General features: G+C 69.5%; 11 protein-coding genes. 3 read left to right on the top strand and 8 right to left on the bottom strand.

Features of this window, described 5'->3' with window-relative positions; all coding sequences use genetic code 11:
* The first annotated feature begins 26 nt into the window (after window positions 1–26).
* Window positions 27–815: an SDR family oxidoreductase gene (locus VJT49_RS27240; protein WP_324167768.1), complete on the top strand. Its 789-nt coding sequence runs from the start codon at window positions 27–29 to the stop codon at window positions 813–815.
* The gene (locus tag VJT49_RS27245; protein ID WP_324167769.1) at window positions 812–1882 is read left to right on the top strand and encodes a diacylglycerol kinase; all 1071 of its coding nucleotides are present in this window, start codon (window positions 812–814) and stop codon (window positions 1880–1882) included. The genes VJT49_RS27240 and VJT49_RS27245 overlap by 4 nt, the downstream gene beginning before the upstream one ends.
* Here VJT49_RS27245 and lgt read toward each other — a convergent pair.
* The 7 genes from lgt to VJT49_RS27280 form a co-directional block, all read right to left on the bottom strand.
* Window positions 1826–2821, bottom strand: a complete 996-nt coding sequence (gene lgt, locus VJT49_RS27250) for a prolipoprotein diacylglyceryl transferase (RefSeq protein ID WP_324167770.1) — start codon at window positions 2819–2821, stop codon at window positions 1826–1828. The two genes, VJT49_RS27245 and lgt, sit on opposite strands and share 57 nt — an antisense overlap.
* Window positions 2822–2861: 40 nt before the next feature.
* Window positions 2862–3035 carry a hypothetical protein gene (locus tag VJT49_RS27255; RefSeq protein ID WP_324167771.1) on the bottom strand — a complete coding sequence of 58 codons (174 nt, stop codon included), beginning with the start codon at window positions 3033–3035 and terminating at the stop codon, window positions 2862–2864.
* Window positions 3036–3587: 552 nt separating this feature from the next.
* Window positions 3588–4376, bottom strand: a complete 789-nt coding sequence (gene trpA, locus VJT49_RS27260; RefSeq protein WP_324167772.1) for a tryptophan synthase subunit alpha — start codon at window positions 4374–4376, stop codon at window positions 3588–3590.
* Window position 4377: 1 nt separating this feature from the next.
* Window positions 4378–5607 carry a tryptophan synthase subunit beta gene (gene trpB, locus VJT49_RS27265; protein WP_324167773.1) on the bottom strand — a complete coding sequence of 410 codons (1230 nt, stop codon included), beginning with the start codon at window positions 5605–5607 and terminating at the stop codon, window positions 4378–4380.
* Window positions 5608–5621: 14 nt separating this feature from the next.
* Window positions 5622–6431 (bottom strand): indole-3-glycerol phosphate synthase TrpC, encoded by an 810-nt coding sequence (gene trpC, locus VJT49_RS27270; protein ID WP_324167774.1) that lies wholly within the window; start codon window positions 6429–6431, stop codon window positions 5622–5624.
* Window positions 6432–6522: 91 nt separating this feature from the next.
* On the bottom strand, window positions 6523–7071 hold the full coding sequence (locus VJT49_RS27275; protein WP_324167775.1) for a Trp biosynthesis-associated membrane protein: 549 nt from the start codon (window positions 7069–7071) through the stop codon (window positions 6523–6525).
* On the bottom strand, window positions 7049–8614 hold the full coding sequence (locus tag VJT49_RS27280; protein WP_324167776.1) for an anthranilate synthase component I: 1566 nt from the start codon (window positions 8612–8614) through the stop codon (window positions 7049–7051). The genes VJT49_RS27275 and VJT49_RS27280 overlap by 23 nt, the downstream gene beginning before the upstream one ends.
* 95 nt (window positions 8615–8709) lie before the next feature.
* Between VJT49_RS27280 and VJT49_RS27285 the strand changes: the two genes are divergently transcribed.
* Window positions 8710–9336, top strand: a complete 627-nt coding sequence (locus tag VJT49_RS27285) for a TetR/AcrR family transcriptional regulator (protein ID WP_324167777.1) — start codon at window positions 8710–8712, stop codon at window positions 9334–9336.
* Window positions 9337–9706: 370 nt separating this feature from the next.
* Here VJT49_RS27285 and argS read toward each other — a convergent pair whose 3' ends face one another.
* Entirely contained in the window at window positions 9707–10708 is a 1002-nt protein-coding gene (argS, locus tag VJT49_RS27290) for an arginine--tRNA ligase (RefSeq protein ID WP_324167792.1), read from the bottom strand.
* Window positions 10709–10860: the final 152 nt, after the last annotated feature.

Below are 10860 nucleotides of genomic sequence, written 5' to 3' on the forward strand. Positions count from 1 at the left end.
GTATAGAACCTGTTACAGTTCACCAGGTGATAACTGATCGTTTCCAGATCACGGGCAAGGTGGCCGTGGTGACCGGGTCCGGGCGCGGTATCGGCGCGGCGGCGGCGGTGGCGCTCGCCGAGGCGGGTGCGGACGTGGTGATCTCCTCGCGCACCGAGAACGACCTGACCGAGGTGGCACGGCGGGTCGCGGACGCCGGCCGCAAGGCACACGTCGTGCCCGCCGACCTGAGTGACCCGCAAGCCGCGGCGGGCCTGGCGAAGGCGGCGGTGGAGACCTTCGGCAGGCTCGACATCGTGGTGAACAACGTCGGCGGCGCCTACCCGCGCCCGCTGATGGAGACCACCGCCGACTTCCTCGAAGAAGCCTTCCGCTTCAACGTGTCCAACGCGCATGCCCTGACCACCGCCGCGGTACCCGCCATGATCGAAGCCGGGGGCGGCGCGATCGTCAACATCTCCTCGGTCATGGGACGCATAGCCGGACGCGGTTTCGCCGCCTACGGCACCGCCAAGGCCGCGCTCGCCCACTACACCCGCGTGGCCGCGCTGGACCTTGCGCCCAAGATCCGGGTCAACGCGATCGCCGTCGGCTCGGTGGCCACCTCGGCGCTGGACATCGTGGTCAGCAATCCCGAGATCAAGGAGAGGATGGAGGGCGCAACCCCGTTGCGGCGCATCGGCGAGCCCGAAGACATCGCCGCGACGATCCTCTACCTCGCCTCCCCCGCGAGCGCCTACGTCACCGGCAAGATCATCGAAGCGGACGGCGGGATCCAGACGCCCAACCTCGAGCTCGGGTTGCCGGACCTGTGAACCACCGGGTGGTGCAGTGGAGCACCGGAAACGTGGGACGGCACGCGATCGCCGGCATCGACGCGCACCCGGAGCTGACGCTCGCGGGCGTCTGGGTGTCCGGTCCGGAGAAGGCGGGCAAGGACGCGGGCGAGCTCGCCGGCCTGGGGCGCACGCTCGGCGTCCTCGCCACGGACGACACCGAAGCGGTCCTCGCGCTGAAGCCCGACTGCGTGGTCTACACGGCGATGGCCGACGACCGGCTGATGGAAGCACTCGAAGACCTGCGGCGGATCCTGCGAGCGGGAATCAACGTGGTGTCCAGCAGCCCGGTGTTCCTCCAGTTCCCGGACGGCGTCGTGCCCGAGGAGGTCTCCCGCCCGGTCCGGGAAGCGGCCGTCGAAGGCGGCGCCTCGCTCTGGGTCAACGGCGTCGACCCGGGTTTCGCCAACGACTGGCTGCCGCTCGTGCTCAGCGGCGTGTGCGAGCGCATCGACCAGGTGCGATGCCTGGAGATCCTGGACTACTCCACCTACGACAACCGCAAGGTGCTCTTCGACATCATGGGCTTCGGCAAGCCGGTCGGCGAGACCCCGATGCTGCTGCAACCCGGCGTGCTCAGCCTGGCTTGGGGCAGTGTGGTGCGCCAGTTGGCGGCGGGGCTGGACGTCGAACTGGACGGCGTCGAGGAAAGCTACGAACGGCTCGAAGCGCCGGAGACCTTGGAGATCCCCTCCGGCACGATCACGGCGGGCAGCGCGGCCGCACTGCGGTTCGAGGTGCGCGGTATGCGCGGGGGACACGCGGTGTGCGTGCTGGAGCACGTCACGCGGCTGCGTCCCGATCTCGGTCCGGACTGGCCGCAACCCTCCGGCCAGGGCTGCTACCGGGTGGAGATCACCGGCGAGCCGAACTACACCCTCGACCTGCGCCTGGCCGGTTCCGACGGGGACCACAACACGGCCGGTCTCAAGGCGACCGCCATGCGACTGGTGAACGCGATCCCGGCGGTGGTCGCGGCCCCGCCAGGGCTACTGACCGCCCTCGACCTCCCCCTGATCACCGGACGAGGACTTGTTCGCCGTTGACGCCGCTTTCTCCAGTTCGTCGTCGGAGGCCGGTTCCCCGTCGATTCGCAGGGACTCCGGATCCTCGCGCGGGCCGCGCTTGGCTGCCAGGACGAAGTAGACGACCGCGCCGGCGAACACGAGCACGGCCGTCCACACATTGACCCGCAGGCCCAGCACATGTGTCGCGTCGTCGGTGCGCATCAGTTCGATCCAGAACCGGCCCGCGGTGTATCCGGCGACGTAGAGCGCGAACGCCCGGCCGTGCCCGAGCCGGAACCGCCGGTCCGCCCACACCACCAACCCCGCCACGGCCAGGTTCCACAGCAGCTCGTAGAGGAAGGTCGGGTGCACGGGGCTGTCCGGCAGCGGGATGTGCCCGAAGGCCACCCCGCCCGGCCCCTGGTCGGGGATCGACGGGTTGTTCGGATCGAACCGCTGGTAGATCTCCAGGCCCCAGGGCAGTGTGGTGTGCCCGCCGTAGAGCTCCTGGTTGAAGTAGTTGCCGAGCCGGCCGATGGCCTGCGCGGTGACGATCCCCGGGGCGATCGCGTCGGCCATCGCCGGCAGCGGGATTCCCTTGCGGCGGCAGCCGATCCACGCCCCGAGCGCACCCAGCGCGATGGCGCCCCAGATGCCGAGCCCGCCGTCCCAGATGTAGAGCGCCCTGACCGGGTCCTTACCCTCGCCGAAGTACCGCCACGAGTCGGTGATGACGTGGTAGAGCCGGCCGCCGACCAGGCCGAACGGCACCGCCCACACCGCGATGTCGAGCACCGCGCCCTTCGTCCCGCCACGCTGCACCCAGCGGCGCTCGCCCCACCAGATGGCGACGATGATGCCCGCGATGATGCACAGCGCGTAGGCCCGGATGGGCAACGGCCCGAGATACCAGACGCCGCGCTCGGGGCTGGGGATCGTGGCGAGGAAGACAGCCGAAGCGGAATTCACACCGGCCACCGTAACGTGCCGGGCAAGACGCCCGGCAGCAAGGCTCGGGTCAGTTCGGCTCGCGTCCGTTCAGTGCCGCCGAGCCGGCGGCGAGCACGCAGCCGACACCGAAGATCGCGGTCAGCCAGACCGGACCGCCCCGCCACGTGTTCCACCCGGCGGCAGCGGCCATGAGCACGGCCATGATGATGTTGCGGACCTGCAGCGGGGTGGGCTTGGGCATGGCGCCCAGCCTGCCACGGCACCCTCAGCGGGTGAGGTCGAGGGTCGCGGCGAAGGGGCGGTTCATGGCCAACTCCCGCTTCGCTACGGCTGATCTCCCGGTACTTTTCGGACAGCTCGAACAGCGTCGCCTCCACGGCGGTCGTCGCCACTGGGTCGATCAGCAGGTGGTCGGGCACGCCGGCCTCGGCGTAGAGCTGCGACTTGAGCACCCGATCCTGAACCTTGGGCCCGCGCCCAGGTGACGATGTCGAATTCGTCGTGGAGGCTGATGGCGTCCGGATCCGGCGGGCGACTACGAACCTGCCACCTGGACGGCGACTGGTCGAACGTCTTCGTGGCCGGGGTGACGTCGCGATGACGACGGCCGAGATCATGGCCTTGACCAGGGGATCGGGACGCACGCGGCGGTTTCCCGGTTTCGCCTGCCGACAAAGGGACGTTGCTCGTTACCGAACGTACTTCCCCACCGTCGAACTACTCGCGCCTTCCTGATCGGGCACAGCGCGCCCACACCGGCGTGCGCTGGGGGGGGGCGACCCCAGCCCCGTTCTCAGGCCGCGACGGGCTGACGGACGCCCTCGGCGAGTTCGGCGGTGAGGGCGCGGACCTGCTCCGGTCCCTCGGCGGCCCGGGTGACCAGCGCGGAGCCGACGATCACGGCATCGGCGAAGCCCGCGACCTCGGCGGCCTGCTCGCGTGAACGCACGCCGAGCCCGACGCCGACGGGCAGATCCGTGTGGGCCCTGGTCCGGCGGACCAGCTCCGCCGCGCCCGCGCCGACCTGGTCCCGGGCGCCGGTCACGCCCATCACCGCGGTGGCGTAGACGAATCCGGAACACTCGCGCACGGTCCGGTCGATCCGCTCTTCCGAGGAGGACGGTGCCACCAGGAAGATCCGGTCCAGCCCGTGCCGCCGTGACGCTTCGAGCCAGTCCGAGGCCTCGTCGGGAATCAGGTCCGGCGTGATCATGCCCAGTCCACCGGCCGCGGCCAGATCACGGGCGAACGCCTCGACACCGTAACGGCGCACGAGGTTCCAGTAGGTCATCACGACCGCATTGCCCCCACGCGCGGAAACCCCCTCGACGGCCTCGAAAACGTGCTTCAGCCTGAACCCGGCCTTCAGCGCCGTTTCACCGGCGAGCTGAATGGTCGGCCCGTCCATCACCGGGTCCGAGTACGGCACGCCGACCTCGACGAAGTCCGCGCCGCCGTCGAGCATCGCGGCGAAGGAGTCCCTCGAGCCCACCGGCGTCGGGTAGCCCACGGGCAGGTAACCCGCCAGCGCCGCCCGCCCCTCGCCGCGGGTCCCCTCGAACACTGTCGCCAGCCCCGACATGTCAGTCCACCAATCCGAAGTACTTCGCCGCGGTGTCCATGTCCTTGTCGCCACGCCCGGACAGGTTCACCAGGATGAGCGCCTCGCGCCCGAGCTCACGGCCCAACTGGATCGCCCCGGCCAGCGCGTGCGCGGACTCGATCGCCGGGATGATGCCCTCGGTGCGCGCCAGCAGCTTGAACGCGTCCATCGCCTCGGCGTCGGTGATCGGCCGGTACTCGGCGCGCCCGCTGTCCTTGAGCCACGCGTGCTCGGGCCCCACACCCGGGTAGTCGAGACCGGCGGAGATCGAGTGCGACTCGATGGTCTGGCCGTCCTCGTCCTGCAGCAGGTAGGACAGCGCGCCGTGCAGGTTGCCCGGGGTGCCCTTGGTCAGGGTCGCGCCGTGCCGGCCGGACTCCAGGCCCTCACCACCCGGTTCCAGGCCGACCAGCCGCACGTCCGGGTCATCGATGAAGCCGTGGAAGATGCCGATCGCGTTGGAGCCACCGCCCACGCACGCGGCGACCGCGTCCGGCAGCCGCCCGGTCTGTTCCAGGACCTGCTGCCGCGCCTCCTCGCCGATCGTCTTGTGGAAGTTGCGCACCATCATCGGGAACGGGTACGGCCCGGCGGCGGTGCCGAACAGGTAGTGCGTGGTGTCGGCGTTGGTCACCCAGTCACGCAGCGCCTCGTTGATCGCGTCCTTCAGCGTGCGCGAACCGGTCTTGACCGAGACCACCTCGGCGCCCAGCAGCCGCATCCGCGCCACGTTCAGCGCCTGCCGCTGGGTGTCCACCTCGCCCATGTAGACCACGCACTCCAGGCCCAGCAGGGCGCACGCGGTGGCCGTGGCGACGCCGTGCTGGCCCGCGCCGGTCTCCGCGATGACGCGTTTCTTGCCCATCCGCCTGGTGAGCAACGCCTGACCGAGCACGTTGTTGATCTTGTGGGACCCGGTGTGGTTGAGATCCTCGCGCTTGAGGAAGATCCGCGCGCCCCCGGCGTGCTCGCCGAACCGGAGCGCCTCGGTGAGCAGCGACGGCCTGCCCGCGTAGTCGCGCAGCAGCCGCTTGAACTCGTTCAGGAAGTCCGGGTCGACGCGAGCCTTGTCATACTCGGCGGCGACCTCGTCCACGACGCCGATCAGCGCCTCCGGCATGAACCGGCCGCCGTAGGAGCCCCAGTAACCGCGCTCGTCCGGGTCGTGCTCGCTCGCTTTCTCGTCCTTGACCGTTCCCTGGTCGCCCATGGTCCCAGCATCCCTCACCGGCTCGGCCGCGGGCATGCCGGGTGCGAACCCGCGGTGACCAGCTTGATCAGCGCACCCTTCGGATCTCCGGAAGCGACCAGGCCCTCACCGACGAGGACCGCGTCCGCGCCGTGCCCGGCGTAGGCCATCAGGTCACCGGGGCCACGGACACCCGACTCGGCCACTTTCGTCACGTCGAAGGGCAGCCCCGGGGCGAGGCGGCCGAACACGTCGCGGTCCACCTCGAGGGTGTGCAGATTGCGGGCGTTGATGCCGATCACCCGCGCGCCGGCCTCCAGCGCGCGATCGGCCTCCTCGGCGTTGTGCACCTCGACCAGCGCGGTCATCCCGAGCGACTCGATCCGGTCGAGCAGCGCAACGAGCGCGTTCTGCTCGAGCGCGGCGACGATCAGCAGGACCATGTCGGCGCCGTGCGCGCGCGCCTCGTGCACCTGGTAGGGGCTGACGACGAAGTCCTTGCGCAGCACCGGAATGTCGACCACGGACCGCACGGCGTCGAGGTCGGCCAGCGACCCACCGAAGCGGCGCCGTTCGGTGAGCACGCTGATCACCCGCGCACCGGCGTCCTCGTAGTCCTTGGCCAGCGCGGCCGGGGCGACGATGTCGGCCAGCAGACCCTTGGACGGGCTGCGGCGCTTGACCTCGGCGATGACACCGATCGACGACTCACGCAGCGCGCTCTTGGCATCCCTGGGTGCGGGCGCCTGTGCGGCCAGTCGCTTCAACTCGTCGAACGGGAGCGCCTTCTCACGCTCGGCGAGGTCGGCGCGCACCCCCGCGACGATTTCTTCGAGAACGCTCACAAACACCTTTCCCTTCCCGCAGAAAGGATGCTAGCCCCCGCCCGGACGCGGACCGGTCTCGGGTCGAACACTCCTTGGGACAAGGGGAAAACTACCGATCGGTAGTCGGATCATCCCCCTCCGAGAGTGCCTCCCACAGCTCGGCATCGGAGTCCCGGGCCGTCTTTTTCACGCTCGGTGCCGAATAACGTGCACCCAGTCGCGGCATGTTTGCCGCCCGCTTGACCGCCAGCAACCCTCCTACCGTCACCAAAATTCCCCCGAACGCGGCAAGTCCACGCCCGGCGAGGATCTGCGCCAGCGGTGCGCCCGCCGGGTAACCACTCCAGCGCATACCGTCAACGGCAACCCAGCACGCGGCGAGTCCCGCGATCGCCAGCACCGCGCCGAGCGCGCGCCGTGGCCAGCCGCCGGTGGCGATCATGCCGGCGACCCCCGCCAGCGCGAGCAGCGCCAACGGGATCAGCGCACCGGAAATCTCGGCGCCGGTTCGGGTTTCCAGGACGATCCCGCGTACCCCGGCGTCCCGCGTGTGCGCGGACCAAACCAGGTGCGAGGCGCCCCACAGCGCCGCCGCGCCGAGCAGCAACGCCGCGACGATCGTCCACAGTGGACGCTTACTGGACGCCGGCGACGTCATCGCTGGGATCCAGCGCCCGTGCCGGAGCCATGGTCTGCGCGGCGGCGACCGCCGACAGCACCGTACGGGCCTTGTTCAGGCATTCGTTGTCCTCGTAGTCCGGCTGCGAATCGGCGACCACGCCGCCGCCGGCCTGCACATACGCGACGCCGTCCCGCACCAGCGCGGTGCGGATCGCGATCGCCGTGTCGGCGTCACCGGCGAAGTCCAGGTAACCGACGATGCCACCGTAGAGGCCGCGCCGCACCGGTTCCAGTTCCTCGATCAGCTCCATCGCCCGCACCTTGGGCGCGCCCGAGAGGGTGCCCGCCGGGAAGCAGGCGGTGACCGCGTCGAAGGCCGTTTGGTCATCGCGAAGTTCTCCGGTGACCGTGGAGACGATGTGCATCACGTGGCTGTAACGCTCGATGACGAAGAAGTCGACCACGTGCACCGTGCCCGGCTTGCACACCTTGCCGAGATCGTTGCGGCCGAGGTCGACGAGCATGAGGTGCTCGGCGCGCTCCTTCTCGTCGGCCAGCAGGTCCTTGGCCAGTTGGGCGTCCTCCTCGGGATCCACGCCGCGCCACCGGGTTCCGGCGATGGGGTGGGTCGTGGCACGCCCGTCCCGCACCGTCACCAGCGCCTCGGGGCTGGAGCCGACGATGTCGAACCCGTCGAGCCGGAAGAGGTACATGTACGGGCTGGGATTGGAGGTTCGCAGCACGCGGTAGATGTCCAGCGCGTCGGCGTGGGTCGCGATCTCGAAGCGTTGCGAAGGCACGATCTGGAACGCTTCCCCGGCCTTGATCGCCTCGACGGCCTTCTCCACCGCCGCGTGGTATTCCTCCTGGCTGCGGTGGCGGACGAACTCGGGCGCCGGACGCTCGAACACGGCCGTGGTCGACGGTGCCGCGGCGCGCAGCCGGCCGGTCATCGCCTCCAGGCGGCGGACCGCGTCGTCGTAGGCGGCGTCGACACGTTCCGGCGAGTCGTCCCAGTTGACGGCGTTCGCGATAAGGGTGACGGTGCCCTCGTGATGGTCGAAGGCGGCCAGGTCGGTGGCCAGGAGCATGGTGAGCTCCGGGATGTCGAGGTCCTTCTCTGCCAGCTCCGGCAGTTTCTCCAGCCAGCGGACCGCGTCGTAGCCGACGTAGCCGACCATGCCACCGGTCAGCGGGGGCATGCCGGGCAACGGCTCGGTGTGCAGCGCCCGCACGGTCTCCCGCAGTACCGTCAGGGGATCACCTTCGGTGGGCAGCCCGACGGGTACCGTGCCGTCCCAGACCGCCCGGCCGTCCCGCACGGTCAGCGCGGCGGGGCTTCGTACGCCCACGAAGGACCAGCGCGACCAGGACTCCCCGTTTTCGGCGGACTCCAGCAGGAAGGTGCCGGGCCGGTGGGCGGCGAGCTTGCGGTAGACACCCACCGGCGTCTCCCCGTCGGCGAGCAGCGTGCGGACCACCGGGATGACCCGGCGCGTTTGCGCGAGCGCGCGGAATTCGTCACGGGTCGGGCTCACCGAGCCGAGGCCCCCGGCGCCGGTGTGTTCGGAACGGACCATGCGGGTCATTGTGCCGCTCCCGCCGTCGCGGGTATCCACCGGGAGTTAATTCAGGCCATGTTGAATTGTTTGGCGGACGCGTCCATGATGAAACGATGAGCAGCGCTGAGCAACGCCCAAGGACCAAGCGCCGAGGCCGTCGTCCGGCCGGCCAGGATACCCGCGCCGCCCTGCTCGAGGCCGCCCGCGAGGTGTTCTCGGAAAGCGGCTACGAAGGCGCGACCGTCCGCACCATCGCCGCGCGGGCCGGCGTGGACGCGGCGATGGTCAACCACTGGTTCGGCGGCAAGGAAGCGCTGTTCGCCCAGGCGGTCCTGAAACTGCCCTTCGATCCGGCCGAGCTGGTCACCGCACTGCTCGAGGGTGACATCGACAAGCTCGGCGAGCGGATAGTCCGCCGGTTCGTCACGGTGTGGGACGCCACCTCGGGCGGTGTCTTCCCCGCTCTGATCCGCAGCCTGGCCGCTCACGACCAGGCCGCCACCGGCCTCCGCGACTTCCTGGTCAAGGAAATCCTCGGCAGGGTGGTGGAACGGATCGAGGCCGACCACCCGCAGTTGCGCGCGAACCTGTGCGCGTCACAGATCATCGGGCTCGGCATGGTCCGGTACGTGGCGATGTTCCCCCCGCTGGCGACGGCGGACGTCGAGACGGTGGTCACCGCCATCGGTCCGACCCTGCAGCGTTACCTCACCGGAGGCATCGGCATCGACGGCGAGTGAGGCCCGCATCGCCCTGCCCACGTCGGCGGCGTGCTCGACGGCGATGCGCTCCGCGGCCCGCAGCGCGAACAAGGCGTTCTCGATCGACTGGCGGAGGTCGGCCGCGTCGGTGGGCGAGAGCTCACCGGGATTGTCCATATCGGCCTTCGTCACCTCGTCCACGGCACTGTCGGCCAGCAGCACCCCGGTCATCGCGTCATCGAGCTTCCTGACCAGGCGCCGCGCCCGGTCGCGCAATTGTTCGTAATAGAACCTGGTGTCACCCATGCCCGACAAGATGGGCGAAGATCCCCTTGTTTGGCAACGAATCAGACAACGAAGCCGCAAATTCACTCAAAAGACTCGTGACCGCGGTAAGCCGCGCCCGTTCCTACATCCGTTCGGGCGCGGTGATACCGAGCAGACCGAGTCCATGGTGGAGAGTGCGGGCGGTGAGCCGGCAGAGGGCGAGCCGGTTCCCGCGGACGGGTTCCCCGGCGCTGAGCACCGGGCAGGCCTCGTAGAAGGTGGTGAAGTCTCGCGCGAGGTCGTAGAGATAGCCGCAAAGGCGGTGAGGCTCCAGGCTTTCGCTCACCTCGGCCAGGGTGTCCGCGTAGGCGTCGAGTTCCAATGCCACGGCTCGTTCGGCGGGCTCCAGTGGAATGGCGGGGTCGACGGCCGCATCGGGGTCGCCGGCCTTGCGGAGAATGGAACGGATGCGGGTGTGCGCGTATTGGAGATAGACACCGGTATTGCCGGTGAAGGACACCATGCGGTCGACGTCGAAGGCGTAGTCCTTGGTGCGGGAGGTGGACAGTTCGGCGTATTTGACCGCGCCGATGCCGGCTTGTTCCGCGATCAGGTCGAGTTCGGCCGCGTCCAGGCCAGGGTCTTTTTCCGCGACGACGGTCCGGGCACGGGCGACCGCGTCGTCGATGAGGTCCGTCAGGCGGACGGTGCCGCCGGCCCGGGTCTTGAACGGCCGCCCGTCCGGTCCGAGCACGGTGCCGTGGGGAACGTGCGCGGCCGCGATGTTCTCGGTGAGCCAGCCCGCCCGGCGGGCGGCTTCGAAGATCAGGCGGAAATGCAGGGCCTGACGTGCGTCCGTGACATAAAGGAGCCGCCTCGCCTTGAGATCGTGGATGCGGTAGCGAATGGTGGCCAGGTCGGTGGTGTCGTAGCCGTAGCCACCATCGCTCTTGCGCACCATGAGCGGCACCGGGTTTCCTTCGGGACCGGTCACTTCCTGGGAGAAGACGACAAGCGCGCCTTGGCTGTCGACGGCGATTCCGGCGTCCACGAGTTCGGCGATCGTACCGGCGAGCATCGGGTTGTAGAACGACTCACCGGCGGAGTCTTCGGGCGTGAGCAGCACGCCGAGCCGGTCGTAGATGTCGCGGAAAGCCGGGTCTTCGAGTTTAACCGGGGACTCTGGTCTTGCGGGTGGTTGCGGTGCGTGATCGGAGGCGTTGGTTGGTGGGGTTGCGGAAGCCGAAGGCGTTGCGTGCTTCGAGTTTGATGAGGCGGTTGTTGCCTTCGCTGGCG

It is taken from the genome of Amycolatopsis sp., from assembly GCF_035276945.1.
GTDB lineage: Bacteria > Actinomycetota > Actinomycetes > Mycobacteriales > Pseudonocardiaceae > Amycolatopsis_E.

Excerpts from the sequence above, each read along its gene's own strand:
- VJT49_RS27255 (WP_324167771.1), bottom strand. The coding sequence starts at position 3,035 with ATGCCCAAGCCCACCCCGCTGCAGGTCCGCAACATCATCATGGCCGTG.
- trpA (WP_324167772.1), bottom strand. The coding sequence starts at position 4,376 with ATGTCGGGGCTGGCGACAGTGTTCGAGGGGACCCGCGGCGAGGGGCGG.
- trpB (WP_324167773.1), bottom strand. The coding sequence starts at position 5,607 with ATGGGCGACCAGGGAACGGTCAAGGACGAGAAAGCGAGCGAGCACGAC.
- VJT49_RS27275 (WP_324167775.1), bottom strand. The coding sequence starts at position 7,071 with ATGACGTCGCCGGCGTCCAGTAAGCGTCCACTGTGGACGATCGTCGCG.
- VJT49_RS27280 (WP_324167776.1), bottom strand. The coding sequence starts at position 8,614 with ATGGTCCGTTCCGAACACACCGGCGCCGGGGGCCTCGGCTCGGTGAGC.
- VJT49_RS27285 (WP_324167777.1), top strand. The coding sequence starts at position 8,710 with ATGAGCAGCGCTGAGCAACGCCCAAGGACCAAGCGCCGAGGCCGTCGT.